At 65.3% G+C, this 26,462-nt stretch carries 31 protein-coding genes; 21 read left to right on the top strand and 10 right to left on the bottom strand.

Features of this window, described 5'->3' with window-relative positions; all coding sequences use genetic code 11:
* Positions 1–7: 7 nt before the first annotated feature.
* Positions 8–763: an SDR family NAD(P)-dependent oxidoreductase gene (locus tag ACQR2C_RS00905; protein ID WP_434880227.1), complete on the top strand. Its 756-nt coding sequence runs from the start codon at positions 8–10 to the stop codon at positions 761–763.
* Between the two features lie 76 nt (positions 764–839).
* Here ACQR2C_RS00905 and ACQR2C_RS00900 read toward each other — a convergent pair whose 3' ends face one another.
* Genes ACQR2C_RS00900 through ACQR2C_RS00890 form a run of 3 tightly spaced genes read right to left on the bottom strand, consistent with a single transcriptional unit; the run spans position 840 to position 3,400 of the window.
* Positions 840–1,550 carry a DUF1045 domain-containing protein gene (locus ACQR2C_RS00900; protein WP_434880226.1) on the bottom strand — a complete coding sequence of 237 codons (711 nt, stop codon included), beginning with the start codon at positions 1,548–1,550 and terminating at the stop codon, positions 840–842.
* 6 nt (positions 1,551–1,556) lie between these two features.
* The gene (locus tag ACQR2C_RS00895; RefSeq protein WP_434880225.1) at positions 1,557–2,741 is read right to left on the bottom strand and encodes an alpha-D-ribose 1-methylphosphonate 5-triphosphate diphosphatase; all 1,185 of its coding nucleotides are present in this window, start codon (positions 2,739–2,741) and stop codon (positions 1,557–1,559) included.
* Entirely contained in the window at positions 2,738–3,400 is a 663-nt protein-coding gene (locus ACQR2C_RS00890) for a DapH/DapD/GlmU-related protein (protein WP_315803644.1), read from the bottom strand. Before ACQR2C_RS00890 ends, ACQR2C_RS00895 begins: the two co-directional genes overlap by 4 nt.
* Positions 3,401–3,575: 175 nt before the next feature.
* Here ACQR2C_RS00890 and phnC point away from each other — a divergent pair, with 175 nt between their 5' ends.
* From phnC to ACQR2C_RS00845, 9 genes are all read left to right on the top strand, one after another.
* Complete coding sequence (gene phnC, locus ACQR2C_RS00885) at positions 3,576–4,385, top strand: phosphonate ABC transporter ATP-binding protein (protein ID WP_316179986.1); 810 nt, start codon at positions 3,576–3,578, stop codon at positions 4,383–4,385.
* Positions 4,386–4,456: 71 nt separating this feature from the next.
* Entirely contained in the window at positions 4,457–5,386 is a 930-nt protein-coding gene (phnD, locus tag ACQR2C_RS00880) for a phosphonate ABC transporter substrate-binding protein (protein WP_315803642.1), read from the top strand.
* A 72-nt stretch (positions 5,387–5,458) separates the two neighbouring features.
* Positions 5,459–6,343, top strand: a complete 885-nt coding sequence (gene phnE, locus ACQR2C_RS00875) for a phosphonate ABC transporter, permease protein PhnE (protein WP_315803641.1) — start codon at positions 5,459–5,461, stop codon at positions 6,341–6,343.
* Entirely contained in the window at positions 6,343–7,191 is an 849-nt protein-coding gene (gene phnE, locus ACQR2C_RS00870; protein ID WP_315803797.1) for a phosphonate ABC transporter, permease protein PhnE, read from the top strand. The genes phnE (ACQR2C_RS00875) and phnE (ACQR2C_RS00870) overlap by 1 nt, the downstream gene beginning before the upstream one ends.
* A 158-nt stretch (positions 7,192–7,349) precedes the next feature.
* Positions 7,350–8,357, top strand: coding sequence for an ABC transporter substrate-binding protein (locus ACQR2C_RS00865; protein ID WP_434837741.1), 1,008 nt, complete (start codon positions 7,350–7,352; stop codon positions 8,355–8,357).
* 52 nt (positions 8,358–8,409) lie between these two features.
* Positions 8,410–9,225 carry an ABC transporter permease gene (locus ACQR2C_RS00860; protein ID WP_315803639.1) on the top strand — a complete coding sequence of 272 codons (816 nt, stop codon included), beginning with the start codon at positions 8,410–8,412 and terminating at the stop codon, positions 9,223–9,225.
* Between the two features lie 4 nt (positions 9,226–9,229).
* On the top strand, positions 9,230–10,015 hold the full coding sequence (locus tag ACQR2C_RS00855; RefSeq protein ID WP_316179992.1) for an ABC transporter permease: 786 nt from the start codon (positions 9,230–9,232) through the stop codon (positions 10,013–10,015).
* A gap of 5 nt (positions 10,016–10,020) precedes the next feature.
* The gene (locus tag ACQR2C_RS00850; protein ID WP_434880470.1) at positions 10,021–11,073 is read left to right on the top strand and encodes an ABC transporter ATP-binding protein; all 1,053 of its coding nucleotides are present in this window, start codon (positions 10,021–10,023) and stop codon (positions 11,071–11,073) included.
* Between the two features lie 7 nt (positions 11,074–11,080).
* Positions 11,081–11,920: a phosphodiesterase gene (locus ACQR2C_RS00845; RefSeq protein WP_315803636.1), complete on the top strand. Its 840-nt coding sequence runs from the start codon at positions 11,081–11,083 to the stop codon at positions 11,918–11,920.
* A gap of 30 nt (positions 11,921–11,950) precedes the next feature.
* On the opposite strand, the gene phnF is transcribed toward ACQR2C_RS00845, so the two are convergent.
* On the bottom strand, positions 11,951–12,676 hold the full coding sequence (gene phnF / locus ACQR2C_RS00840; protein WP_316179998.1) for a phosphonate metabolism transcriptional regulator PhnF: 726 nt from the start codon (positions 12,674–12,676) through the stop codon (positions 11,951–11,953).
* Between the two features lie 118 nt (positions 12,677–12,794).
* Between phnF and phnG the strand changes: the two genes are divergently transcribed.
* Genes phnG through ACQR2C_RS00795 form a run of 9 tightly spaced genes read left to right on the top strand, consistent with a single transcriptional unit; the run spans position 12,795 to position 19,752 of the window.
* Positions 12,795–13,250 (top strand): phosphonate C-P lyase system protein PhnG, encoded by a 456-nt coding sequence (gene phnG / locus ACQR2C_RS00835; RefSeq protein WP_434847960.1) that lies wholly within the window; start codon positions 12,795–12,797, stop codon positions 13,248–13,250.
* Positions 13,250–13,861 (top strand): phosphonate C-P lyase system protein PhnH, encoded by a 612-nt coding sequence (gene phnH, locus ACQR2C_RS00830; RefSeq protein ID WP_434880224.1) that lies wholly within the window; start codon positions 13,250–13,252, stop codon positions 13,859–13,861. Before phnG ends, phnH begins: the two co-directional genes overlap by 1 nt.
* Positions 13,862–13,864: 3 nt before the next feature.
* Complete coding sequence (locus ACQR2C_RS00825; protein ID WP_316180001.1) at positions 13,865–14,968, top strand: carbon-phosphorus lyase complex subunit PhnI; 1,104 nt, start codon at positions 13,865–13,867, stop codon at positions 14,966–14,968.
* Positions 14,965–15,849 (top strand): alpha-D-ribose 1-methylphosphonate 5-phosphate C-P-lyase PhnJ, encoded by an 885-nt coding sequence (locus tag ACQR2C_RS00820; RefSeq protein WP_434880223.1) that lies wholly within the window; start codon positions 14,965–14,967, stop codon positions 15,847–15,849. The genes ACQR2C_RS00825 and ACQR2C_RS00820 overlap by 4 nt, the downstream gene beginning before the upstream one ends.
* Positions 15,842–16,636: a phosphonate C-P lyase system protein PhnK gene (phnK, locus tag ACQR2C_RS00815; RefSeq protein WP_316238952.1), complete on the top strand. Its 795-nt coding sequence runs from the start codon at positions 15,842–15,844 to the stop codon at positions 16,634–16,636. The genes ACQR2C_RS00820 and phnK overlap by 8 nt, the downstream gene beginning before the upstream one ends.
* Before the next feature lie 17 nt (positions 16,637–16,653).
* Complete coding sequence (phnL, locus tag ACQR2C_RS00810; protein ID WP_434880222.1) at positions 16,654–17,352, top strand: phosphonate C-P lyase system protein PhnL; 699 nt, start codon at positions 16,654–16,656, stop codon at positions 17,350–17,352.
* A gap of 15 nt (positions 17,353–17,367) precedes the next feature.
* Positions 17,368–18,525 (top strand): alpha-D-ribose 1-methylphosphonate 5-triphosphate diphosphatase, encoded by a 1,158-nt coding sequence (locus ACQR2C_RS00805; protein ID WP_316180007.1) that lies wholly within the window; start codon positions 17,368–17,370, stop codon positions 18,523–18,525.
* Positions 18,522–19,163 carry a phosphonate metabolism protein/1,5-bisphosphokinase (PRPP-forming) PhnN gene (gene phnN, locus ACQR2C_RS00800; protein WP_434880221.1) on the top strand — a complete coding sequence of 214 codons (642 nt, stop codon included), beginning with the start codon at positions 18,522–18,524 and terminating at the stop codon, positions 19,161–19,163. The genes ACQR2C_RS00805 and phnN overlap by 4 nt, the downstream gene beginning before the upstream one ends.
* Complete coding sequence (locus ACQR2C_RS00795; protein ID WP_434848511.1) at positions 19,141–19,752, top strand: pyridoxamine 5'-phosphate oxidase family protein; 612 nt, start codon at positions 19,141–19,143, stop codon at positions 19,750–19,752. Before phnN ends, ACQR2C_RS00795 begins: the two co-directional genes overlap by 23 nt.
* A 44-nt stretch (positions 19,753–19,796) precedes the next feature.
* On the opposite strand, the gene ACQR2C_RS00790 is transcribed toward ACQR2C_RS00795, so the two are convergent.
* The 3 genes from ACQR2C_RS00790 to ACQR2C_RS00780 form a co-directional block, all read right to left on the bottom strand.
* On the bottom strand, positions 19,797–20,018 hold the full coding sequence (locus tag ACQR2C_RS00790) for a hypothetical protein (protein WP_316180012.1): 222 nt from the start codon (positions 20,016–20,018) through the stop codon (positions 19,797–19,799).
* Between the two features lie 1,292 nt (positions 20,019–21,310).
* Complete coding sequence (locus ACQR2C_RS00785) at positions 21,311–21,634, bottom strand: DMT family transporter (RefSeq protein ID WP_316180013.1); 324 nt, start codon at positions 21,632–21,634, stop codon at positions 21,311–21,313.
* Between the two features lie 194 nt (positions 21,635–21,828).
* Positions 21,829–22,089: a hypothetical protein gene (locus ACQR2C_RS00780; RefSeq protein WP_316180014.1), complete on the bottom strand. Its 261-nt coding sequence runs from the start codon at positions 22,087–22,089 to the stop codon at positions 21,829–21,831.
* A gap of 214 nt (positions 22,090–22,303) precedes the next feature.
* Here ACQR2C_RS00780 and ACQR2C_RS00775 point away from each other — a divergent pair, with 214 nt between their 5' ends.
* Positions 22,304–23,278: a quinone oxidoreductase family protein gene (locus ACQR2C_RS00775; protein ID WP_315803625.1), complete on the top strand. Its 975-nt coding sequence runs from the start codon at positions 22,304–22,306 to the stop codon at positions 23,276–23,278.
* Positions 23,279–23,293: 15 nt separating this feature from the next.
* On the opposite strand, the gene ACQR2C_RS00770 is transcribed toward ACQR2C_RS00775, so the two are convergent.
* Both ACQR2C_RS00770 and ACQR2C_RS00765 read right to left on the bottom strand, forming a co-directional pair.
* Complete coding sequence (locus ACQR2C_RS00770; protein WP_434880220.1) at positions 23,294–23,569, bottom strand: hypothetical protein; 276 nt, start codon at positions 23,567–23,569, stop codon at positions 23,294–23,296.
* A 218-nt stretch (positions 23,570–23,787) separates the two neighbouring features.
* Entirely contained in the window at positions 23,788–24,654 is an 867-nt protein-coding gene (locus ACQR2C_RS00765; protein WP_315803623.1) for a hypothetical protein, read from the bottom strand.
* A gap of 426 nt (positions 24,655–25,080) precedes the next feature.
* Between ACQR2C_RS00765 and ACQR2C_RS00760 the strand changes: the two genes are divergently transcribed.
* Positions 25,081–25,527: a hypothetical protein gene (locus ACQR2C_RS00760; RefSeq protein WP_434880219.1), complete on the top strand. Its 447-nt coding sequence runs from the start codon at positions 25,081–25,083 to the stop codon at positions 25,525–25,527.
* 238 nt (positions 25,528–25,765) lie between these two features.
* Here the strand turns inward: ACQR2C_RS00760 and ACQR2C_RS00755 are convergent, their stop codons facing one another.
* On the bottom strand, positions 25,766–26,383 hold the full coding sequence (locus ACQR2C_RS00755; protein ID WP_315713004.1) for a LexA family transcriptional regulator: 618 nt from the start codon (positions 26,381–26,383) through the stop codon (positions 25,766–25,768).
* Positions 26,384–26,462: the final 79 nt, after the last annotated feature.

Here is a 26,462-nt window from a genome sequence, read left to right as displayed (position 1 = left end):
GACGATCATGGATCTGGGATTGGCCGGCCAGAGCGTGCTGGTGACGGGCGGCAGCAAGGGTATTGGCCTTGCGATCGCGGAATTGTTCGCCGAGGAAGGCGCCGGTGTCGCGATCTGCGCGCGCGACGGCGACGCAGTCGGCAAGGTCGTGACGACACTTGCGTCGAAAGGCGTGAAGGCGTGGGGGCAGGGCGTCGACGTCGCCGATCCCGTGGCGCTGAAGGGCTGGGTCGACGGCGCGGCAAGGGAGCTGGGCGGAATCGATTGCGTGGTCTGCAACGTCAGCGCGCTCGCCGTGGGCGACTCTCCGGAGACCTGGGAGAAGTCCTTTCGCACCGACATGATGCATACGGTCAACGCGATCGCGGCAGCAATTCCTTACCTGGAGCAGTCGAAGTCGGCCTCGATCGTCATCATCTCCAGCGTGTCGGGCTTTGAAGTCGATTTCGCCGCCGGATCCTATGGCGCGATCAAGGGTGCGCTGATCCATTACGCCAAGGGCCTCGCGCATCAACTGGTCGGCAAAGGCGTTCGCGTCAACGCGGTGTCGCCGGGCAACACCTATTTCGAGGGCGGCATCTGGCAGAACATCGAGAATGGATCGCCTGACCTGTTCAAGACCGCAATGGGCTTGAATCCGACGGGGCGCATGGGAACAGCCCAGGAGGTGGCCTACGGCGTGGTGATGCTCGCAAGCCCGCTCGCAAGCCGCATTTCGGGAACCAATCTGATCATCGATGGCGCCCTGACGAAGGCGGTGTAGGTCCGACGAGATTGCCGGTCGCGCTGTTCGACCGGCAGGCGCGGCCGCACCATGCGGCCATGCCGAACTGACGTCCCTAGATGCGCTGGACGGCCGTGAGCGGCCAGTCTCCGATGATGCCGAACCGCTGGCGGGCGTTGGGCTGGCGGAACAACACGATCCGGTCGATCCGGAGCTCTGTCAGCGACAGCGCCGCAAATCTCTGCTGCAGCATCGTCAGGATCGGCCGGCGTCGTTCGTCGGACAGCCGGCAGGTCAGCGTCATGTGGAAGCGGAAATCCTCCATGACATAGGGATAGCCCCAGCGATCGAGATGATCGCGCTGTCGTGGTGTCAGCAGGTCCGGCTTGCGCCGTGCACGGTCCTCGGCGGTCATCGGCGCGCGAAACGGCTCGAACGTCCGGACACAATCGGCTGCGAGCTGTTGCAGCGCCGGCGAGGGCTCGCCAGGGATCATCGCGACGAAGCCGCTGATCGAGTCCACGATGGGACGAATGATCGGAATGGCGCGCGGCCTTGCCGCGAACTCCGCACAGGCGTCGCGGAGCGAGGCTTCGCTCTGCGCATCGGCCAGTTCGAACGGCGCCTTCAAAGTGGCGTGGAAGCCATATTTGCGCGGGTCCGCGCTCAGCTCGGCCCAGTCGGGAACCGCGCGAACGACTTCTTCCGGAAAGCTCGGCTCGTCGCCGCTCCAGGCGTCGTAACCCAGCAGGCTCGCGCCGAATCCGGCCAAGCCCGTCGTCGCCGCCGGGGCGTAGTAGATCGCGTAGCGGGGCACATCGACCATGATCTGCTACTCCGCCGCGATGGTGCGCACGGGCACTGCGTTCAGCCGATGGGTCTCGGCCAGATAGACCAGCCGGCCGGACGCGATGACGGCGACGACGCGGGGGCGCAACGGCACGCGGTCATCGACCAGAATGACGTCGGCGCGGCGGCCTTCGGCCAGCGTCCCGCGGTCCGCCAGTCCGGCCGCGCGTGCGGGGCCGCCCGAGATCAGATCCCAGGCGCGTGCCAGCGGCAGAACGCCGTCGGCCGCGAGCCGATACGCCGCCAGCAGCGGCGCTGGATAGTAGTAGTCGGAGGCCAGCACCGAGCAGAGGCCCTTGGCGATCATGTCGCTGGCTCGCGTCCACCCGGTATGGCTGCCGCCCCGAACGACGTTGGGCGCGCCGAAGACGATCGCGTCTCCGCCCTGAGCGGCCTCGCGCGCAGTCTCCTCGTTGACCGGAAATTCCGCGATGGTCACGCCCTGGCTGCGAAACGCCTTGCGCATGGCCGGGCTGTCGTCGTCGTGCGACAGCATGCGGACGCCAGCCTTGCGTGCGATGTCGGCCAGCCGCGCGATCGAGGCTGGAACGGCATCCGCGCGAGAGGCGATGCGCGCGACCAGCCGGTCGAACTCCGCGCCGGGCAGGCCGGTGCGGTCGACCATGCGCTGGCGCTTGTGCGGCGTGTCCAGGCTCGCGACCGTCGAGTCCATGTGATCGTTGAAGGCGAACAGGTCGACGCGCCGATCGGCGAGCCACTGGCCGATTTCCTCCTCGTCGTCGAGATTGAAGGTCTCGTGGCGCAGATGAAAGCGCGTGTCGGCCGCGAGCTGCGGGCGCAGCGCTTCGATCGATTCGAGCAGCCGCCGCGCATTGTCGGCGCTGCGCAGGCCCGGCTCCCATGACCAGGTCGTTGCGTGGAAGACCGTGGTGATGCCATTGCTGACGGCCTGGCGGTCGCTGTCGATCAGCGCGACGTCGGTCGGGAAATCGACCCCGGCCCGCGGCATCATCTGGCGCTCGAACGCATCACCGTGGATGTCGACGATGCCGGGGAGCACGGTGAGCCCCTCCGCATCGAGTTCGAGACCTGACCGGCATCCCGGTGTCCCGATGCCGGCGATGACGTCGCCGGATATGATCAAGGAGGTGTCCGCGAGGTCGGTGTCGACGAGACAGCGGCCCCGCGAGATTGAGATATCGGTCATGGGGCGGCACTCTGCCGTACCGGGACGCGGGCGTCGAGAGCGGCCTCGTATTTATCCAGGAACGCGGTGATCTCGAGCTTGCGGAAATCGGGCAGCGCCGCGCGCAGCGCCTCGTGCTTCCAATCCCACCACGCCAGATCCAGCAGCCGCTGCTCGACCTCGCGCGGAAACCGGCGCTTGACCGGGCGCGCCGGATTGCCGGCGACGATCGTATAGGCCGGAACGTCCTTGGTGACGATGGCGCCAGCCGCCACGACCGCGCCGGTGCCGATGTTGCGGCCCGGCAGCACGATCGCGCCATGGCCGATCCAGACGTCGTGTCCGATCCGGACATGATGCTCTCGCCGCCAGGCGAAGAACTCGGCATCGTCGGGCTCGCCTGGAAAATAGGCGCTGGCGCGATAGGTGAAATGGGCCTGCGTCGCCCGCTGCATCGGGTGGTTGCCCGGGTTGATCCGGGTCATCGCCGCGATCGAGCAGAACTTGCCGACCGTCGTGTAGGTGATCTGGGAATCGTTGACCACGTAGGAGTAGTCGCCCATCGTCACCTCCTGCAGGATGGTGCGGGCGCCTATCTCGCAATAGGCGCCGAGCGTCACGTCCTGGAGCTTGGCCGAAGGGTCAACGGTAGGTTCAATCGAAAGCAGCTTGCCGGCCATCTCGCATCCTGTCTCTACGCCTGTGAAGGTGTTGGGTCTCCCCTATGACAGATGCGTGACATCTACATGACTGCCGACCGGCATGTGGACGGATGTGGCGCCGCAGTGTTGCTGTCACATAACTGTAGAATCGAGACGTTAGCGATAGGCCAAAGCGAGGCGTCTGGAGAATTCAATGCTGGTGGTGGATGGCCTGACGTGCCGTTTTGGCATGAAAGCCGCGGTCGACAATGCGTCCTTCTCTGTTGCACCCGGCAGCTTCGTCGGCGTGATCGGGCGTTCCGGCGCGGGCAAGTCGACCCTGCTGCGGTCCATCAATCGCCTGAGTCCTGTGAGCGGCGGCCGCATTCTCTTCAAGGATCTCGATGTGACGGCGCTGCGCGGCCGCGACCTGCGGCAGTGGCGCGCGCGCTCGGCGATGATCTTCCAGCAGTTCAATCTGGTCGGCCGATTGGACGTGCTCACGAACGTCCTGATGGGGCGACTCGCCGAAATCCCGTCGTGGCGCTCTCTGGCGCAGCTCTGGCCGGCGGCGGATGTTGCCATGGCGCTGTCCGCGCTCGAGCAGTTCGACATGGCCTCCCTCGCCGCGCAGCGCGCCGATCAGCTTTCGGGCGGGCAGCAGCAGCGCGTCGCGATCGCGCGCGCGCTGGTCCAGAATCCGGAAATCATCTTGGCCGATGAGCCGATCGCCTCGCTCGATCCGCGCAACACCAAGATCGTCATGGACGCGCTGCTGCGCATCAACAAGCATTTCGGCATCACCGTGATCTGCAATCTGCACTCGCTCGATCTGGCGCGCAGCTATTGCGACCGATTGATCGGAATGGCGAATGGTCGGGTCGTGTTCGACGATCTGCCGGCGGCGCTCACCGGCCAGATCGCGCGCGAGCTGTACGATCTGGAGGCCGACGAGGTGATGCCGCCGGCAATGCCCAAAGCTCCCGAATCCGTTCCGGCTGTCGGCAAAGTTGCCGTCGCCTGATTGCCTGCGTGCTGCGGGCGCATCTGTCGTGTCAATCCTGACATCGTCCCCTGAAACTTGAAGGACGTTCCATGATCAATCGTCGTCTCATTCTGGCCGGTTTGGCCGCTCTGTCGTTCGCTTCGTCCGCCTCGGCCGAGGACTGGCGAACCAAATATCCGGAGATCACCTTTGCCGCGATCCCGGCCGAAAACGGCTCGGGTGTCGTCGAGCGTTACACGCCGTTCGTGAACTATCTTTCCAAGGAGCTCGGCGTCAAGGTGACGCTGCGCGTCGCCAATGACTACGCCGCGGTCATCGAAGGCCAGCGCGCCGGCAACATTCACATCGGCTATTATGGTCCGGCCTCCTTCGCCCGCGCGCGCGTGACGGGCGTCAAGACGGACGCTTTCGTGATCGACGTCAACTCGGACGGCTCGAAGGGCTATTATTCAGTGTTCTACGTGCTCGCCAAGAGCCCGTACCAGAAGCTCGAGGATCTGAAGGGCAAGAATCTCGGCCTGGTGGACCCGAACTCGACCTCTGGCAACAACATGCCGCGCTTCAAGATGAGCCAGATGGGCATCGACCCCGACACCTATTTCTCCCAGGTCATCTTTACGGGCAGCCACGAGAACGCCGTGCTTGCCCTGGCGCAGGGAACCGTCGACGTCGCCGCAAACTGGTGGAACAACGGAGATGACTCCAACCTGACCCGCATGCTCACCAAGAACATGGTGAAGTCGGCCGACGGCACGCCGCTGAAGAAGGAAGATTTCCGCATCATCGGCAAGTCGGACATGATCATCAACTCGCCCTACGCCTATCTCAGCGACCTGCCCACCGACATGAAGGCCGCAATCAAGCAGGCCTTCCTCGACGCGGCGAAGAAGGATCCGGAAGCCTTCGCCAAGCTGTCCGACGGCAAGAACAAGCCGTGGGAGGCGATCTCGACGGAGGACTACAACAAGACTGTCGAGCTGATCAAATTCGTCGACTCCCTCCGCAAGAAGGGCTCGTAAGCGTTGCACCGGGCCGGCGGGGACCGCGTCATCGAAGCCCCGCCGGCCTATTTGCGCTTTGCACCGGCAAACATGTCGTCAGCCGTCGCCATCCTGCCTGAACAGCAGCTCGAACCTTTGCAGCGCGCCTACCGCAAAGCGGTGGCGCGCAAGCGTCTGCGTGCAGTGGTCGTGCTGGTTGCGTGCGGCCTCGTGCTGTTCGTTTCAGCCATCGGTTCGGAGGTCAACCTCCGAACGCTCGTCACCTATCTCGGCAACTTCCTCAGCTATTTCGACCGGCTCTTCACGCTCGACGACGGACACCGGGTGTGGACCAACCTGCCGGAATGGTTCTGGGGCCTGCGCAAATGGACGCGGCTTCTCGGTGAGACGATCCTGATCAGCTATGTCGGAACCATGCTCGGTGCTGTCCTGGCGTTTGCATTGAATTTCCTCGCGGCCGAGAACACCTCTCCTGCGTCCTGGCTGCGCTTCGCGGTCCGGCGCCTGCTCGAGTTTGCCCGCACGGTGCCGGGCATCGTGTTCGCTCTGATTTTTGTCATGGCCTTCGGATTGGGGCCAATGGCCGGCGTATTCGCCATCGCGATCCACTCCTGCGGTGCGCTCGGCAAGCTGTTTTCGGAGGTCGTCGAAAACGTCGACATGAAGCCGGTCGAGGGAGTCCGCGCGACCGGTGCCGGCTGGCTGTCCTGCATGCGCTTTGCCGTCCTGCCACAGGTCGTCGCAGGCTACACGAGCTACACGTTGCTGCGGTTCGAGATCAACGTCCGCGAGGCGTCGGTGATGGGCTTCGTCGGTGCGGGCGGCATCGGCCAGGAGCTCGTCGTCGCGATCCGCAAGTTCTACTATTCCGACGTCAGCGCGATCCTCGTTCTGATCATCCTGACGGTGTTTGTCATCGATATTGGCACGGGGCTGCTGCGCAGCCGTCTCTTCGGCAGCGAAGGCCGGGCATGATGCGAAAGCTGGACGAGATCGATACCGCCGCGCTGCGATCGCGATACCCAGGCGTGTTCGAGCGGCCGGCGTCCGCCCGTCTGGCGACGCCGCTGGTGGCCGTTGCCGCGATGGGGATCTTCGTGTTCGGCCTCGTCGAGCTCGGCTTCTCGCCGACGAGGCTGTTGACGGGCATCAGTCAACTCGGTTGGATCACCCTGATGATGCTGCCGCCGGATCCCGGCGCGTCGCTTCCGACCTATCTGAAATCGATGGGAGAGACGCTGTCGATTGCCATGCTCGGCACGATGCTCGCGGCCGTGCTCGCGCTGCCCGTCAGCCTGCTCGCGGCGCGCAATATCGTCCCGTCCGCAATCTTCCGCTTTCCGGTACGGCGGCTGTTCGACAGCATCCGCGGCGTCGATACGCTGATCTGGGCGCTGGTCTGGATCAACGTCGTTGGACTCGGTCCGTTCGCCGGTGTGCTCGCGATTGCCGTGTCCGACTTCGGCGCGTTGGGCAAGCTGTTCTCGGAGGCGATCGAGGGGGCCGACCGGCGCCAGGTCGAGGGCGTTCGTGCAGCCGGCGGCAGCGCGCTGCATGAGATCCGCTTCGGCCTCCTGCCGCAGGTTCTTCCCGTGATTGCCGGCCAGGTGCTCTACTTCATCGAATCCAACACGCGCTCGGCGACGATCATCGGCATCGTCGGCGCCGGCGGGATCGGGCTGCAACTCGCCGAGCAGATCCGCGTGCTGGAATGGCAGAAGGTGTCGTTCCTGATCCTGATGATCCTTGTGGCGGTGGCTGCGATCGACTGGATCTCGGGCAAGCTGCGCTTTGCGATCATCGGCCGCCGCGCCATCGCTTGAAGGGCGTGGCATCCGAAGGTTGCGATCGTTTGCCTACGAACGAGCAGGGTGCGGCGTCCGCTGTGTGTGCTGCACCCGGTGTCGCAAATCCTTCATGTGCCGCCTTTAGGGGAAGCTCCGGAACTGGCCGTGATGCCAGGAATACGGAGTCTATCTTCATGAAGCTCACCCGCCTCGTTCTCGCGCTGCTCGCGCTGTGCGTCGCCGCATCGTGGCAGCCGGCCAAGGCTGCGGACGTCATCTGCTACAACTGCCCGCCGGAATGGGCCGACTGGGCCTCGATGCTCAAGGCGATCAAGACCGATCTCGGCTACGACATTCCGCACGACAACAAGAACTCCGGCCAGGCGCTGGCGCAGATCCTTGCCGAGAAGAGCAACCCAGTCGGCGACATCGGCTATTTCGGAGTCACCTTCGGAATGAAGGCGAAGACGCAGGACGCGCTCGAGGCCTACAAGCCGGCGAACTGGGATCAGGTCCCCGCCGGCTTGAAGGATGCGGATGGCTACTGGACCACGATCCACTCCGGTACGCTCGGCCTGTTCGTGAACAAGGATGCGCTTGGCGGCAAGCCGGTCCCGGCCTGCTGGAAGGATCTGCTCAAGCCGGACTACAAGGGCTTGGTCGGCTATCTCGACCCGAGCTCGGCTGCCGTCGGCTATGTCGGCGCCGTCGCCGTCAATCTCGCGCTCGGCGGTTCGCAAGCGAATTTCGAACCTGCCGTCACGTTCTTCAAGGACCTGCGCAAGAACGATCCGATTGTGCCAAAGCAGACGTCCTACGCGCGTGTCGTCTCGGGCGAGATCCCGATCCTGTTCGACTACGATTTCAACGCCTACCGCGCGAAATATACCGAGAAGGGCAATTTCGAGTTCGTGATTCCCTGCGAAGGCTCGGTGGTCTTCCCCTACGTCGTCGGCCTGGTGAAGAACGCACCCGACAAGGACAAGGCGAAGAAGGTGATCGACTATCTGCTCTCCGACAAGGGCCAGGCGATCTGGACCAATGCCTATCTGCGCCCGGCGCGACCGATCGAGCTGCCGGACGCGGTGAAGAACAAGTTCCTGCCGGACAGCGACTACGCCCGCGCCAAGAGCGTGAACTGGGGCGATATGGAAGCCGCGCAAAAGGGCTTCGTCGATCGCTATCTGTCCGAAGTCCGCTGAAGGAGCACCGCGCCTCCGCCGGAGAGGATCCGGCGGAGGCGCACTTGATCACATGTCGCACAGTTCATTCGTCCGGCTCTGCCTGCTGCCATTGGCAGCCGTCACCGCGGCCTTCTTCCTGCTTCCGATGGCGAGGCTGCTCGTCACCGGCGCCGAGGGACCGCACGGTCTGGCCGAATATCTCGCGATCATCCTCGAGCCGCGCTACCGCACGACACTTCTCAACACGCTGGCGCTGGCGGCGGCCACCACGATCGCGACCCTGGTCATCGCGACGATCGCCGGCCTGTTCCTGCAGCGTCACCGGTTTCCCGGCCGCGCGCTCCTGGTCGCGATCCTGACGTTTCCGCTCGCGTTCCCGGGCGTCGTGGTCGGCTTCATGATCATCCTTTTGGCTGGCCGCCAGGGGCTGATCGGCGAGATCTCGTCCCGGCTCACCGGCGACAAGCTCGTATTCGCCTATTCGATCTACGGGCTGTTCCTCGGCTATCTCTATTTCTCGATTCCGCGGGTGATCCTCACGATCATGGCTGCCGCGCAGAAATTGGATCCGGGCCTGGAGGAGGCCGCGCGCTCGCTCGGCGCCGGCCCCTGGGCCGTGCTGCGCGACGTGATCCTGCCGGCCTTGACGCCGGCGCTGATCGCGTCCGGCGCGATCGCGTTCGCGACGGCGATGGGCGCGTTCGGAACGGCATTCACCTTGGCCACGAACATCGACGTGTTGCCGATGCTGATCTACACGGAGTTCACGCTGGCCGGAAACCTTGCCACCTCGGCGGCGCTCTCGGTCGGGCTTGGCCTGATGACCTGGCTGATGCTGGCACTGGCGCGCTCCTTCGCCGGCAGCTCCGTGGCAGCGGCAGGGTAGGCACGTGCGCGACAGAGCCATCTTCATCCTTCAACTGCTGTTCACATTGCTGGTCGCTGCCTTCCTGGCCGTGCCGGCCGGCCTTTCGATCGTGGCGGGTGTGACCGTCAACTACTTCCGCGGCATTCAGTCCGGCGTGACCTTGCAGTGGGTGGCCCAGGTCTGGGAGCTCTACGCGGGCACGATCATGGCGTCGATCCTGATCGCGCTGGGTACGCTGGCGGTCACGCTCGTGGTCGGTGTTCCCGCGGCCTACGCGCTGTACGTTCGCGGCGGACGGCTGGCGCGGCTGGTCGAGGAGATCATCACCTTGCCGCTCGCGATTCCCGGGCTCGCCATCGCGCTGGCGCTGTTGCTCACCTATGGCGGGGCCGGAAGCTTCCGTCGCTCGTGGCTGTTCATCCTCGTCGGCCATGTGATCTTCACGATGCCGTTCATGGTGCGGTCCGTCATGGCGGTGTTCTCGACGATCGACGTGACATCGCTCGACGAAGGCGCCGCATCGGTCGGAGCCGCGCCATGGCGCCGCTTCATCGACGTCATCGTTCCCAACGCCGCGCCCGGCATCCTGGCGGGCAGCCTCATGGTGGTGACACTATCTCTTGGAGAGTTCAACCTGACCTGGATGTTGCATACGCCGTTGACCAAGACACTGCCGGTCGGTCTCGCCGACAGCTACGCATCGATGCGGCTCGAGGTCGCATCCGCCTACACGCTGATCTTCTTCGTCATGATCATCCCGCTGCTGGTGGCCATGCAATGGGTCGGCGAGAGAGGAAGCCTGCGGTGAGCACGATGACCCGGCATGGAGCCGCCCTCAAGGTGGAGAATTGCGGCAAGACCTTTGCCGACGGGACGTGCGCGCTCGCGCGCGCCACGCTCGACATCGCGCAGAGCGAGACGCTGGTGCTGCTGGGGCCGTCCGGTTGCGGCAAGACCACGCTGCTGCGGATCGTGGCCGGGCTCGAAACGCCCGATGCGGGCGGGCGCGTGCTGTTCGACGGCAGGGATCTGACGCGACAGCCGATCGAGAAGCGCAATGTCGGCATGGTGTTCCAGTCCTACGCGCTGTTCCCCAACATGACGGTCGCGAACAATATCGGCTACGGGCTCAAGATCCGCCGCGTGGCCAAGCCGGAGCGCGCCGCGCGCGTCGCCGAGCTGGTCGCGCTGACCAATCTGGGCGGTCTTGAAGACCGGCGCATCGATCAGCTCTCGGGCGGTCAGCGTCAGCGCGTCGCGCTGGCGCGCGCAGTCGCCATCCGCCCGAGCGTGCTGCTGCTCGACGAGCCGCTCACCGCACTCGATGCCGCCTTGCGGGAGCGCCTGCGCGGCGAGCTCAACGGCCTGTTGCGCACGCTCGGCATCACGGCGATCTACGTCACGCATGATCAGGCTGAAGCCATGGAGCTCGGCGACCGCATCGTCGTGATGCGCAAGGGCGCGATCGCCCAGATCGGGACGCCGCAAGAGGTCTATTTTGCGCCGGCCGATCGTTTCGTCGCGGAGTTCGTCGGCGCGGCCAACATCATCGAGGCGCCGCTCGACGGCGGCCAGCTCGTTCTGCCGGGAGGCCGGCAGCCGATCGCGGATCCCGGTCCACGCAACCTGGCGGTGGCGATGGTTCGGCCGGAAACGATCGCGATCGTCGACGCCGCGGCATCGAGTCTGACCGGCGTCGTCGACAGCGTCCGCTTTGCCGGCGACCGGCAGCGGATCGTTGTCCGCGATGCCGCCTCGATCGCACTGACCGTGGACGCGCCGAATACGATCAGGGTCGCTGCGGGCGAGCGGATCGGCCTGCGGATTGCGCCCGGGTCCATTCGTCTGCTGCCGGAGAAGGGTTGATCAGCCGATGACCAAGAGCCCCGTCACCATTGCTCAGATCTCCGACCTGCACATCAAGGCGCCCGGCCGGCTCGCCTACCGCCGCGTCGATACGGCGCGTGCGCTGGCCCGTTGCATCATGGAGCTCAACCGGTTCGCGCCGAAGCTCGATCTGGTGGTGATCTCGGGCGATCTCGCCGATACGCCGTCGCCGGCCGAGTACGATCATCTGAAAGATCTTCTTGCCGGCCTCGAGATTCCATTCGCCGCCGTACCAGGCAATCACGATTCCCGCGAACTGATGCGCGCGGCGTTTCCCGGCGCTGCTCATGAGCAGTCGGCGCCACTGAACCAGCATGTGGAACTGGCCGGTCTCGATCTGCTTCTGCTCGATTCCAGCGTGCCCGGCCATCCGCATGGCGAATTGGACGAGGCGAGTCTACAATGGCTCGATGCCAGGCTGTCCACCTCCAGCGAAAGGCCGGCCCTGCTGTTCCTGCACCACCCGCCATTCACCACCGGCATCTGGCACATGGACCGGCAGAACCTGCGCAATGCCGACGATCTCGCGGCGATCCTCGCGCGCCATCCGCGGGTGCAACTGATCGGATGCGGTCACGTTCATCGCGCGACGCTGACCCGGTTTGCGGGCATTCCCTGCACGATCTGTCCAGCGCCGAACCATGCCGTCGCGCTCGATCTGGCCGAGCTGCGCCCGCCATCCTTCCGGGTCGAGCCGCCGGCCTTTCACCTTCATGCCTGGTTTCCAGGACCGGGCTTCGGAACGGTCGTCACCCATCAGGTGCCGATCGGCGATTTCGACGGGCCGCATCCGTTCTTCAATCAGGACGGCTCGCTCATCGACTGAGCGCGCACGGGGGAGTAGCGGACGTCTGGTCTAGCTCTCCACCTCGAACGTCACGCGCTCCGCGGCGAAACGCGAGCGCTTGCTGACGAGCGGCGTCCCGTCGGCATCGACATCGGTGCTGTCGACCACCAGCACCGGACGGCCAAGCGCGAGGTCGAGCCGCGCGGCGTCGCTCGCGTCGGCGATCGCCGCCGTGATTCTGGTCGCGCCGCGGCGATAGTCGCGAATGCCGTAATGGGCGAGCAAGGCGGTCATCGAGCGCACCGACGCGAAGATGTGGCCGGCCTCGGGGAAACGCTCGGCCGACAGCCAGGATGTGCTCACGCAGATCGGCGTCTTGTCGGCGAGACGCAGCGCCTCGATCCGCACCAATGGTGCGCCCGTCTTCAATCGCAGCTCGCGCGCGAGCTCGCGCGTCGCGGGCTCTTCGGACGCTGCGATCAGCTGTCCACGCGGCTCGCGCCCGCCGGCCCCCACGATCTCGGAGAACCTGGTGCGCGATCTCAGAGGATATGACAGACGAGGCGCTTCGACATAGGTGCCGCTGCCGCGCTCGGCGCGCACGAGGCCGCGCTCCGCCAAGGTCGCGAGCGCGCGACGCACCGTATGACGGTTGACGCGATAGGTTTCGGCGATTTCGGTCTCGCCGGGCAGGCGCGTTCCGGCCGCGAAGCGGCCGTCGGCGATGTCGCGCTCGATGCCGTCGGCCACCCGCCGCCACAGCGCCACGCCCGAGTCGGCGCCTTGCATGCTCATCCACGGCTCTCCGCTGTCCGGCCTGAAATCACGCCCATGTCATCAAACAGTCATGGCGCTTCGCTACGAAGTTGTCTATTAACATAGACAACTTCGAGACGGCAAGATCGGGATGACGATGGACGGCGAGACCACGATGCAGGACCGGCGCAGGGCGGCTATGCGGGTATTGGCGCATGCCTCGCATGCGGACATCCGCGCCAGGCTGAATGACCTCGCGGTGCCTGAGTATCGCGATCTTCGTCCGGCGGAGAATGGCCTGGTGATGCTGCGGGGACGGATCGGCGGCGACGGTGCGCCGTTCAATGTCGGCGAGGCGACGGTGTCGCGCGCCGCGGTGCGGCTCGAGAGCGGCGAGGTCGGGTTTGGCTATGTGCTGGGACGTGACGCCGACAAGGCGCGCCTGATCGCGCTGTGTGACGCGATGATCCAGTCATCAAGCCATGTGCGATCGATCGAGACGCAGGTGGTCGCACCGCTGCAGGCGCAGATGCGTGCATCGCGGGCCCACCGCGCGGAGCAGGCTGCGGCCACGCGTGTCGATTTCTATACGATGGTGCGAGGAGAAGGCTGATGGGTGCCGCCGCTTCCGATCTGCAGCCCGGCTTCGCCGACAATGTGCTGTCCGCGCAATCCACCTTCCGTATCGTCATGGAGGCCATGGCGCGTCCGGGAAGTCTGCGACAGGTCGAGGGCAATGTCGGCCGGCCGTCGTCGTTGATGCCAGGTGCCGCCGCGATCGCGTTGACCCTGTTCGATCACGATACGCCAATCTGGCTTGATGCGCCGCTCGCCGGCACGTCCGAGGTCGGCGCCTGGCTCAAGTTTCATACGGGGGCGCCGATCGTCGCCGACGGGGCGCTCGCCTGCTTTGCGGTCGCGGCGGACCCGGAAACGCTTCCCGATCTGACTTCATTCGCGCTCGGCAGTGCCGAATATCCCGATCGCTCGACGACGCTGGTCCTGCAGGTGCCGAGCTTGTCCAGAGGTCCGGCGTTCGAGCTGCGTGGTCCGGGCATCGACGGGACGACATCGTTCCGTGCGACGGTCGCGCCGACTGACCTGTTCGAGCGGCTGTCGATCAATGAGAGGCTGTTTCCGCGTGGTGTCGACGTCGTGCTGGTCGATGGCTCGTCCATCGTCGCCATCCCGCGAACGACCCGGCTCGTTTCCGCAGGAGAGTGAGGCATGTATGTTGCCGTCAAGGGTGGCGAGCGCGCCATCGAGAACGCGCACCGGCTGCTGGCGCATGAGCGCCGGGGTGATCGCGATGTGCCGGAGCTGTCGCTGGCGCAGGTCTCCGAGCAGTTGGGGCTCGCCGTCGATCGCGTGATGAGCGAAGGCTCGCTGTACGATCGCGAGCTCGCGGCGCTGGCGATCAAGCAGGCGCGCGGTGATCTGATCGAGGCGATCTTTCTGGTGCGCGCCTTCCGCGCGACGCTGCCGCGCTTCGGCGCGAGCGAGCCGGTCGATACCGGCGCAATGCGGGTGCAGCGGCGTGTCTCGTCGACCTTCAAGGACATTCCCGGCGGCCAGGTGCTCGGGCCGACCTTCGACTATACGCATCGGCTGCTCGATCCGCAGTTGGCGGCCGGCGTCGAGCCGGAGCTGCCGGCCCGTGCCGAGGCGCCGAATGCGCCGACGCCACGTGTCACCGATATTCTCGGTCAGGACGGACTGATCGAGCCGTCGCCGCAAGCCGAGGTTGGCGCGCCGGTCGGCGATCTCACCCGTGATCCCCTGAGCTTTCCCGCCGATCGCGATCTGCGGCTGCAGAATCTCGCACGCGGTGATGAGGGTTTCCTGCTCGCGCTCGGCTACTCGACCCAGCGCGGCTATGGCCGCAACCATCCCTTCGCCGGCGAAATCCGCTTCGGGGACGTCGAGGTCGAGTTCGTGGCCGAGGAGGTCGGCTTCGCGGTGCCGCTCGGATCGGTCGAGCTGACCGAATGCCAGATGGTGAACCAGTTCAAGGGGTCGGCGACCGAGCCGCCGTGCTTCACCCGCGGTTATGGCCTCGCCTTCGGGCAGAGCGAGCGCAAGACGATGTCGATGGCCCTGGTCGACCGTGCCCTGCGCGCGCGCGAGCTCGGCGAAGACATGGTTGCACCGGCGCAGGACGAGGAGTTCGTGATGTCGCACTCCGACAATGTGCAGGCGACCGGGTTCGTCGAGCATCTGAAGCTGCCGCATTATGTCGACTTCCAGTCCGAGCTCGGCCTGCTGCGCAAGCTGCGCCGGGAGTTCGCCGAGGCCAATGCCGCTCCCGAATTGAAGGAAGCTGCGGAATGAACGCGCCGGCCTACAACTTCGCCTATCTCGACGAGCAGACCAAGCGGATGATCCGCCGCGCCATCCTGAAGGCGATCGCGATTCCCGGCTATCAGGTGCCGTTCGCGAGCCGCGAGATGCCGATGCCCTATGGCTGGGGCACCGGCGGCGTGCAGGTCACTGCGGCCATTCTCGGTCCCGACGACGTACTCAAGGTCATCGACCAGGGCTCGGACGATACGACCAATGCGATCTCGATCCGCAAGTTCTTCGCCAAGACCGCGGGTGTCGCCACCACGACCTCGACGGAAGCGGCGAGCGTCATCCAGACCCGGCATCGCATTCCCGAGGCGCCGCTTCACGAGGGGCAGGTGCTGGTCTATCAGGTGCCGATCCCCGAGCCGCTGCGCTTTCTCGAGCCGCGCGAGACCGAGACCCGCCGCATGCATGCGCTCGCCGAATATGGCCTGATGCACGTCAAGCTCTATGAGGACATCGCGCGCTTCGGTCACATCGCGACCTCCTACGCCTATCCGGTCAAGGTCAATGCGCGCTACGTGATGGATCCGTCGCCGACGCCGAAGTTCGACAATCCCAAGATGGACAATTGCCCGGCGCTGCAATTGTTCGGCGCGGGACGCGAGAAGCGAATCTATGCCATTCCGCCGTATACGTCGGTCGTCTCGCTGGATTTCGAGGACCATCCGTTCACGCGCTACAAGTTCGACGCGCCCTGCGCGCTGTGCGGGGCGGAGGAGTCCTACCTGGACGAGATCGTGACCGACGACAAGGGCAGCCGCATGTTCGTCTGCTCCGACACCGACTACTGCGAGGGCCGCCAGGCATCCGGACATCGTGGCGCGCAGAGCGTCCCCCCGCACAAGGAGAGCGCCCATGGCTGAGATGATCAGCGCATCCGATCAGCCGCTGCTCGTCGCGGAAGGGCTTGCGAAGAGCTACGGCCGCCTGGCAGCCTGCCGCGATGTCTCCTTCGTGCTCTATCCCGGCGAGGTGCTCGCCATCGTCGGCGAGTCCGGCTCGGGCAAATCGACACTCTTGCAGATGCTGTCGGCGCAAATGGCGCCGACGTTGGGCCGCGTGTCCTACCGTATGCGCGACGGCGTGCTGCGCGATCTTGCCGGGCTTGGCGAGGCGGAGCGCCGCTTTCTGTTCCGAACCGATTGGGGCTATGTCCATCAGGACCCGGCGCAGGGCCTGCGCATGGCGGTCTCCGCCGGCGCCAATGTCGGTGAGCGGCTGATGGCGGTCGGCTGGAACAACTATGGTCGGATCAGGCAGACCGCCTCGTCCTGGCTCGAGCGCGTGGAAATCGATGTCGCCCGCATCGACGATGCGCCGCGGACCTATTCCGGCGGCATGCGGCAGCGGCTGCAGATCGCGCGCAATCTGGTGACCGAGCCCCGGCTCGTGTTCATGGATGAGCCGACCGGAGGGCTCGATGTCTCGGTGCAGGCGCGTCTGCTCGACCTGATGCGCAGCCTCGTCAACGAACTCGGCCTCGCCGCCATCGTCGTGACCCACGATCTGGCCGTGGCGCGGTTGCTGTCTCATCGTGTGATGGTCATGAAGGAGGGGCGGGTGATCGAGACCGGCCTCACCGACCAGGTGCTCGACGATCCGCGCGAGCCGTACACACAGCTCCTCGTGTCCTCGATCCTGCCGCCATGATGCAAGAGCCCAATGCGATGACCGTGATGATCGATGTCGAGAATGCAGAGAAGACCTTCACCATGCATCTGCAGGGCGGCATCTCGCTGCCCGTGGTGCGCGGCGTGTCGTTCCAGGTCAAGGCCGGCGAATGCGTCGTGTTGTCGGGACCGTCGGGCGCTGGCAAGTCGTCGATCCTGAAGATGATCTTCGGCAATTACCGCTGCGATGGCGGACGCATCGGCGTCCGGCACGTGGGCGCGATGACCGATCTCGCCGGCGCCGAGCCGCGCCTGGTCCTCAATGCGAGGCGGCAGACCATCGGCTATGTCAGCCAGTTCCTGCGGGCGGTGCCGCGCGTCCCTGCGCTCGATGTCGTCGCCGAGCCGCTGATCGCGGCCGGCCTGCCGCGCGAGGACGCCCGGGGGCGGGCAGGCGCGCTGCTGCGGCGATTGAACATTCCCGAGCGGCTGTGGTCGCTCCCGCCATCGACCTTCTCGGGCGGCGAGCAACAGCGGGTCAATATCGCCCGCGGCTTCATCTCCGACCTTCCGGTGCTGCTGCTCGACGAGCCGACCGCGTCGCTCGACGCGGCCAACCGTGCGGTCGTGGTCGACCTGATCGCGGCAAAGAAGAGGGATGGAGTGGCCATGCTCGCGATCGTCCATGATGACGAGATCCGCGCGCAGATTGCGGATCGCACGGTCGACGTCACGACATTCGCCGCGGCGGCATAGAGGTAGACATTGCAGATGAGCGCGAACATGTCCGATATCGTGATAGGCAATGCCAGGCTGGTCCTCGCCGACCGCGTCGTCGAGCAGGGCTGGGTGGCGATCGCCGGAGGCCGGATCGCGGAACTGGGCGAAGGGGCTGCGCCGGCCGGCAGCCTGGATGCCGGCGGCGACCTGCTGATGCCCGGACTGGTCGAACTGCATACCGATCACCTCGAAGCGCATTTCGTGCCGCGCCCGAAGGTCTATTGGGACCCCGTCGCTGCGGTCATTTCCTATGACGGGCAGCTTGCGACCGCGGGCATCACGACGGTGCTGGATTCGCTGCGCGTGTGGAGCGAGGAAGGCGCCGAGGGCGTCGACGGTCAAGCCAATGTGCTCGCGGAGGCGATCGCGACGGCGCGCGACGGCGGCCTGCTGCGGTCCGATCACTTCCTGCATCTGCGCTGCGAAGTGCCGATGCCGACCGTGGTCGAGGAGGCGCGGCAACTGGCGGGGCGTCCGGATGTGCGGCTGATGTCGCTGATGGATCATACGCCCGGGCAGCGCCAGTTTCGCGACGAAGGCAAGCTGCGCGACTACTATCGCGGCAAGAGCGGCGGCAAGACCGATGCCGAGCTCGACGTGATGTTCGCGCGCCGCTTCGCCTATCAGCAGGCCTACGCGGCGCCGAACATGCGCGACATCATTGCGCTGGCAAAGACCCATGACGTGCCGCTGGCCAGCCACGATGACACGACGGAGGAGAACGTCGCCGACGCAATCAAGGACGGCATCGCGGTCGCGGAGTTTCCGACCACGATGGAGGCCGCGCGGGGCCTTCACCAGGCGGGCATCAGTATCCTGATGGGCGCGCCGAACGTCGTGCGCGGCGGATCTCACTCCGGCAATATCGCAGCCGTGGACCTCGCGCGCGAGGGCCTGCTCGACATTCTGTCGTCGGACTATGTGCCGTCGAGTCTGCTGATGGGCGCGCTGCAATTGCCGCAGCGGGTGCCGTCCATTGATCTTGCCGCCGCCGTCCGCACCGTCACCAAGGCGCCTGCGGACGCCGTCGGCCTGCATGATCGCGGCGAGATCGCCGTGGGCAAGCGTGCGGACCTGATCCGGGTTCATGTCGCGGGCCAGTTGTCGGTCGTGCGCAGCGTCTGGCGGGAAGGATTGCGGGTGGCATGAGCGGAATCGAGCCTGCCTCAGCGACGACATCCGAGAAGCTTGGTCCGGGACGCCTGATCCTGGTGGTCGGGCCGAGCGGCGCGGGCAAGGACACCTTGCTCAACGTGGCGCGTCGCGAATGCGCCGGCGATGACCGGATCGTCTTTCCGCGGCGGATCGTCACGCGCGAGGCCTCGGCCTTCGAGGACAATCTCGAGATGAGCGCCTCCGCTTTTCGTGAGGCGCTCAGTGCTGGAGAGTTCGCGCTGCATTGGGAGGCCCATGGTCATGACTACGGCGTGCCGCGCGCGATCAAGGATGACATCCTGGCCGGCCGCACCGTCGTCGTGAACGTCTCGCGAACGATCATTCCCGCCGCGCGCCGGGATTATGCCAACGTCATCGTCGTCGCCATCACCGCGCCCGCGGATGTTCTCGCCGAACGGCTCGGCAAGCGGCACCGTCCGAGTGACGGCGACATCGGCGAGCGTCTCCACCGCGCGGTGACCGAAGACGCCGTAGCGGATGTCACGATCGTCAATGTCGGAGACCCCGAGCCGCACGGTCACCGGCTTGCGGACATCATCAAGCGGCCGATTGACGCAGAACCGATCGGATCAAACGGAGGCAGCGGCCATGTCGATCGTCACCACGATTGAACAGCTCGAGGCGATCTATGGCGAGACGGGGCTGGCCTCGACGGCGAAGGTGGCCGATCGCGTGACGCCGCACTACCGGATCATGATCGAGCAGTCGCCGTTCGTGGCGCTCGCGACATGTGGTCCCGAAGGTCTCGATTGCTCGCCGCGCGGCGATCTCCCCGGATTCATCCGCATCCACGACGACAAGACGCTGATGATGCCGGACCGCCGCGGCAACAATCGCGTGGATTCCTTGCGCAACATCGTGCGCGACCCGCGGATCGCTCTGCTGTTCCTGATTCCGGGATCAGGCAACACGCTACGTGTGAACGGGCATGGTCATCTGTCGACGGCCCCCGATCTGTTGGAGTCGTTCCGGATGGAAGGCAAGCTGCCGCGCTCCGTCCTCATCATGACGGTGGAAGAGATCTACTTCCAATGTGCCCGCGCGATCGTTCGTGCCGATCTCTGGAACCCGGATAGGCGTGTCGATCCGCAGCAACTGCCGACGCCGGGGCAGATTCTCGCGGCGATGACGGCCAACGACATCGACGGCGCGGCGTACGATCGCGAGTGGCCCGAGCGCGCGCGGAAATCCATGTGGTGAGTTCGGCGCGCGGCGCTTCGAAGGGCGGGCCGCGCTCCGAAACATCAGGCTGCGACATCGAGCAGGCGTGAGGATCCCCTGACGAGCACCTTGCGGCCGGCCATCGTGAGTGTCGCCGCGCCATTGTCCATAGAGACGAGTCCAAATGCGGTGAGCTCGTCGACAATCATGCCGTTCAGCCTGCGGCGTTCACGCGCGGGAATGCGAAGCGCCTTCAGCGTCTCCCATTGGTCCGGCGTGAGCTCGTGTTCGAATTCCGCGTTCATGCTGCCTCGAATGTTGGCGTCCCGCACCCGTCTTAGAAAGTCCGCGTGACGAAGATGCGACCTTCATGCATCCGTACTGATACGGTCCACGTCATTACGCTCGAACCCGTCCGCGATTAATTCAAATTTGAATGATCGCAAATGTGGTGCTGCATTGCAGCTCGCCGTGTTGGTAGCGGTGAACGATCGTCCGTCGTTAACAAATAATTAAGGCATGGGGGCAGCGCACAATGGTAACGCCGCTGTCACATCGGTGTGTCACACGGCGCCATCGTCCTGCTCGAATCGGCCGGCGCAGGCTTGAAGCGAAAACACGTTGAATGGCTGACCTGATCGACGTTCCGCCGCTGCCGTCGAACCGCAGAATCTGGTGGCGCAGCCTGGGCGGACTGGCCTTGAGCCTGTCGATCGCGGCTGTGGCGGTGTACGTTCTCACACGCGCCGTCAAGAAGCTCGACTTTGCCCATGTCCTGTCGATCGTCGAGGCCACCGACCGTCATCTGATCGCGGCGGCTCTGGCATTCGTCCTCCTCTCCTACGCCAGCCTCACGCTCTACGACCTGTTCGCATTGCGGACGATCGGCCGCCGCGACATTCCCTATCGCGCGGCCGCGCTTGGCAGCTTCACGAGCTATCCGATCGCGCACGGCATCGGCGCGGTCGCGTTGATCTCGCCGCTGGTTCGATACCGGATCTACGCGCCGTACCGGCTCGGGGCGATCGACATCGCCAATATCAGCTTCCTGACCGGGCTGACCTTCTGGCTCGGCAATCTCACCGCCCTCGGCCTGAGCTTGATGATCGATCCGGACGCCTTCGGCTGGGTGGAGTATTGGCCGCCGGCGCTCAACCGGGTCGTTGCGGCCGCGCTGCTCTGCGCCGTCACCGCCTTCGTGGTGTGGAGCTGGCCGGGGCGGCGAAGCAGACGATGGCCGGTGCGGCTGCCGTCCGGGCCTGCCGTGCTGCTGCAGATCGCGGTCGGGCTGTTCGAGCTCAGCACCGCGGCGCTGGCAATGTATGTGCTCATGCCGGCCGAGCTCGGCATCGACCTCGCGCGGCTGATGGCGGTCTTCATCGCCGCGACCTTGCTTGGATTCGCCAGCCATGCCCCGGCCGGCATCGGCCTGTTCGATGCAACGATCCTGCTGGGTCTGGGCGGCGTTGATCAGGAGCGGCTGCTCGCGGCGCTGCTGATCTTCCGTGCGCTCTATCACCTGCTGCCGTTCGTGATCGCCCTCATCGTCTTCGGCAGCGTCGAGCTGTCACGATCCTGCCGGAGGCCGTCGACGGTGTCAGACCGGCGAGTTCAGCTTCAGCCCGATCATGCCGGTGATGATCAGCGTGAGGCAGAACAGCCGCGTCGGATCCGCCGGCTCGCTGTAGAGGACCATGCCGGCGAGGATGCTCCCGGCCGCGCCGATGCCGGTCCATACCGCATAGGCGGTGCCAAACGGCAGTGAGCGCAGCGCAAGCGACATCATCGCGAAGCTGAGCAGGATCGCGGTCACGGTCGCGACGCTGGGCCAGAAGCGTGTCAGGCCGTCGGAATGCTTCAGGCCGAGCGCCCAGATGATCTCGAGCATTCCAGCCGCAAACAGAGCAAGCCAGCCGTTCATGACGGCCGTGCGCCCAGGCGCGCGACAACGCCCGCGGCTCTGAAGCCTGCTTCGCGAAGCCGCGGATCGCTTGCACCGATCAGTCCGGCCATCTGGTCGTCTCCGCGCCGGTCGAACCTGATCTCCATCTGCATGGTTTGCGCGACGCGCTGATGACATTGCGGGCGCCCATGCAGCCATCGGCGCGCGGCTTTCTATCTCTCCTCCATCATCGTGAACACGAAGCCCGTCATCGTCGCGCCGACGGCAAATGACAGCGTCAACACACCGACGAAGATCACGAACGTCACGTGCGGATCGACACTGTGGGCGATCAGGGTCGAGATGCCGAACGCATCCAGTTGGGTCAGCCCGAAGGCGAAGCCGAGCCCCATGGCGATGCCCATCAAGGTGTGGCAGGCCAGCTCGATCAGGATGGCCGGATTGACTACTGCGCTGCGTCGCTTGGGCGGCATGGGCTCGGACTCCACGCTATGGCCGATGAACGCTGGAACGGCGATCGTTGTTCCTGTGCCGGCTGGCAAAGCCGATTGCCAAACCCAGCCGACTGCGGCTACGGAAGACCGAGGTTCGGTCGCGGAGAAGCACAGGCTCGAACGGCCCGCAAGGGGCCGGCGCGCGACCGGGCGGCGCGGCGTCGCGCAATCCGAACAGGGAGGATGACAACCCATGACGAACGCCATTCGTTTCCACAAGACCGGCGGTCCCGAGGTTCTCGCCTGGGAGCAGATCGAGGTCGGCAAGCCCGGCCCCGGCGAGGCGCGCATTCGCCACACGGCGGTCGGGCTCAACTTCATCGACATCTACAATCGCTCCGGGCTCTATCCGGTCCAGCTTCCGAGCGGGCTGGGCAGCGAGGGCGCCGGTGTGATCGAGGAACTGGGCGAAGGGGTGACGGACCTGAAGGTGGGTGACCGCGTCGCCTACGGCTCGTCCCCGCTCGGCGCCTATTCCGAGGCGCGGCTGATGCCGGCCGCGCTGCTGTTGAAGCTGCCCGACGAGATCGACGACAAGACCGCCGCCGCGATGATGCTCAAGGGCCTGACCGCCCAGTACCTGATCCGGCAGACCTACCGCGTGAAGGCGGGCGAAACCATCCTGCTGCATGCCGCGGCCGGCGGCGTGGGTCTCATCCTCAGCCAATGGGCCAAGCATCTCGGCGTTCACGTCATCGGCACCGTATCCAGCGACGACAAGGCCCAACTCGCCAAGGCCCACGGCTGCGAGCACACCATCATCTATACGCGGGAGGACTTCGTCGCACGCGTCGGCGAGATCACCGGCGGCAAGAAGGTGCCGGTGGTCTATGATTCCGTCGGCAAGGACACGTTCCTCAAGTCGCTCGATTGCCTCGCGCCGCTCGGCTACGCCGTGCTGTTCGGCCAGTCCTCCGGCACGGTCGATCCGCTCAATCTCGGGCTGCTCGCCCAGAAGGGATCGCTGTTCGTGACCCGGCCGACGCTGTTCACCTACGCCGCCAGGCGCGAGAGCCTGGTCGCGATGGCCAACGAGCTGTTCGACGTGGTCAAATCGGGCGCGGTGAAGATCGAGGTCAACCAGACCTATCCGCTCAAGGAAGCGGCCCGGGCTCACGCCGATCTCGCGGCACGCAAGACGACCGGCTCGACCGTCTTTCTGGTCTGATCTGACGCAGCCGGATCAAACCTGCTCGTGCTTGCGCAGGTCGCGGAGGTGATCGAACCGGGCGGCCTGCAGGTCGGCGTCCCGCCCATCGATCTCGGGCAGGGCGGCTTCGGACATGATGTCGGCGGTGACGTCGGCAACCGATCGGTCGACGATCTCGTGGATGAAGCTGACGTTCGCATATTCGCCCGACGCGATGCGCGCCACGACGTCGCGCCGGGTCATCTCAGGATCGACCACGGCCTCGCGTCCGCGCCGGCCGTAGTCGATCATCACGACGAAGTACTGCATGGAGCGCCGGTTCGCCTTCGGCTGACTGTGATCGCTCCATTATTTCTTTAAATCAGAATTTTGTCAAGGCAGATTCGGTCCACCCTTGCTTCGCCGACTCGATCCCCGGCCTGCGCGGCGATCACCACACCGGCATCAGCCGCGGAAATAGTCCAGGCGATGTAGCGTGGCGTGCGGAAGCATGGTCCCGCACGCCATGAAGACCGCGTCATCGCCCGTTACTGCACGTTGAACGTCGCGCCGGGACATTCGGTGGTCACGCTGATCGGGATCGCCTGCGCCGCCGCCGCGGTCGGCTTCGGCTTCGCAACCACCTTCCAGCGGCCGGGCTTGTTCAGCCAATATCTGTGCCTCGATGTCGCAATGCGGCGCTCGGTATAGGTCGTGCCCTTCCAGATCAAGGGGCCCTTCGGCTTCGGTGCCGCGACCTCATGCCATGGTCCGAACTCGCCGAAGTCCATGAACCACAGATGCCATTCGAGCTTCTGATATTCATGGTGGGACGCGACCACCTCGACGATGGGGCGGCCGTTCAGCCACGACACCTCGTCCTCGAGCGGCTTGATCTGCTGGCAACGGGTATGCAACGGCTCCTGAACGCGAAGCAGATCGTCTCGCTGGCCTTGCGTGAGCATCGCCGAGGTGACGGGCAGTCCCACGTTCGGATCATCGGCCGGATATGAGCAGATCGGCACCGTTGGCGGCCCCTGGCCCGTCCAGGGATTGTTGCTGCAGTAGACTCGCCTCGTCACCGACGAAATGCCGGTGGTCGCCGTTTCCTCCGCCTTTCCGGTTTCCCGGTCCCAGACACCGCTGAACGTCGTCTTTTGATTCGGCGGACAGGCCACGGTCTTGTGGGCCGTCCACCAGTGCGAAACCTCGAATTCATAGTACGAGTAGCGCGGCTCCGGATACAGCACGGCTCTGACGCTGGTCAGCGCGTGATGCGCTTCGCACGCCGTTCCATAGGTATCCAGCCAGCACACGAGGTGGAAGTTTTCGTTCGGCCAGCATCCCGCACGCGCCGACGACGTGAAGCCGAGTGCGGCGATCACCAAGCTAAAGGCAAGAAGATATCTCCGCATGGCGTTTCCCATGATGGCGTTTCCCCATGTCCTGCCTGTGCAGCCACAGGTTGATGGTGAGTTTGCTCTGGCGCGGCGTCTGGTCCTTGATCGGGATCAATCCGCTTGCGCGACGTCGTCGACCTCGGCCGGATATCGGCGATGACGCGACGGCGCAGCAGGTCCGGCTCGCTGTCGGGCGCGTGTATCGTCGGGGCGGGCCACCGCTTGGAGCCGAGATAGCGCAAGACCAGCCTGTCCCACCAGTCGCTCTGCGTCGTATCCAGGATTGCAGCGTTCAGGCGCTTTCGAGTTGGGCTGCCTTCCGCGAGAGATGGCGAGGAGCTGCGGGTCGAGGACTGATCCGGGCGCCAGGCGCGGCTGGTGGCAAGGCGTCACGCCCGTCGGGCGAATCAGGGTCGATGCGCCCGCACGATGGTCCGTTTCATGGCCTTCGATCTCCTGCAGACGACGTGTGCGGAAACGCTTGTTTTGGGCGAGGCTTCAACGCATTGCCCCGGTCCGGCCCGCCGGGCCGAAAAATTCTTCTTTCTCTTTTTCAGAATTCGTGATTGTCTAGGCGCATCCCGCCTCGTGGAGAGGGCGTATCGCGGTCGTCACGACACGTGGAGGCGGGGAGTGATGGGCGAGCCGGTTTGCAGCGTGGTCATTCGCGCGGACGAACAACATCGGCTCGCACGGTCAAGTCGCGTGGTCCTGATACTCCGATGCCAGTATCAAGCCTGCGCCGGCGCTGACAGCGCCGCGTGGGTGACGGTGACCAACAAGCCCGGCGCACCGGGGAGAACGCGAAGCAGCCGTGAAAACCATCGCGCAGGGAGGGCCGGATCGTTCCGGCTGGACCTGTGGTACCTGCCGCCTGCATTTTTTTGAGCAGGCGGGCCACGGGCCTCAGTCGAGGTCCGGCCTTCCCTGCACCCTCTCGTTTGAAGAGGGTGAGACCACTGTATCACTCGGACGCCTGGGGCGCCGCGAGACCATGGACGCACATCCCCATATGTCGCTCAGAATTGTTGATCACGACGGCGCCACAGGCGCGGTGCCCACCCTCCCCTGGAGGGAGGGGATGCAGGGGGAGCGCCTCGGCGTCCCCTGCATCCGGCCTCGAGTCTTACTTGTTTGCCGCGCGGGCGCGCGACTTGGCGGCCGCCTTGGCGCGGATCCGCGAGATCTGGCCGCGCGGCAGGGTGACGAAGATCTCGCCGATCCAGTCCAGCTTGACCCCCACGATCGGCTTGGCGTTGAAGCTCTTCAGATTGACCACGGACGGCGATTTGCCCCGTTCGATCGTCTTCAGGTAACGCTCGCCGGACTTGAGGCGCACCACCGCCTCCTCGCCGTAGAAGCTCGACAGCGGGTGGCGCTGCTCGCGGTAGACCACGATCACATCGCCGTTCTCGTATTTCGGCAGCATCGAATCGCCCGTTACCTCGAAGGCGATGGTCTCCTCGGAGATCGGGAAGGGCAGGGCGACCTCGCCGAGGCCCTCGACGGGCACCTGCTCGTAATCGGGCTCGATCACCGAGCCGGCGCCGACCCGGCCCATGATGGGGACGGAATTGAGCTCGAGATACTCCGTAATGAGCGGAATCTCGGCCGCCTTGATCAGGCGCTGGCCGCCGAGGATCTCGGAGACCGCGCCCGGCCGCACGCCCATGGCGCGGGCCAACCCTCCTTTCGTCTTTCCTGGCTTCTCGAGTGCACGCTCGATCATGGCAACGTCCAACATGGCTTTGACCTCTTTTGCGAATCTCGGAAGACATTATATGTTTCGAATAATCAGAACTCAAGCTTGACTTTTTCTTCGG

This window comes from Bradyrhizobium sp. HKCCYLRH3061, from assembly GCF_051168015.1.
Taxonomy (GTDB): domain Bacteria; phylum Pseudomonadota; class Alphaproteobacteria; order Rhizobiales; family Xanthobacteraceae; genus Bradyrhizobium.
Note: the sequence above shows the minus strand (reverse complement) of the source record. Positions and strands in the feature narration are given on the sequence as shown.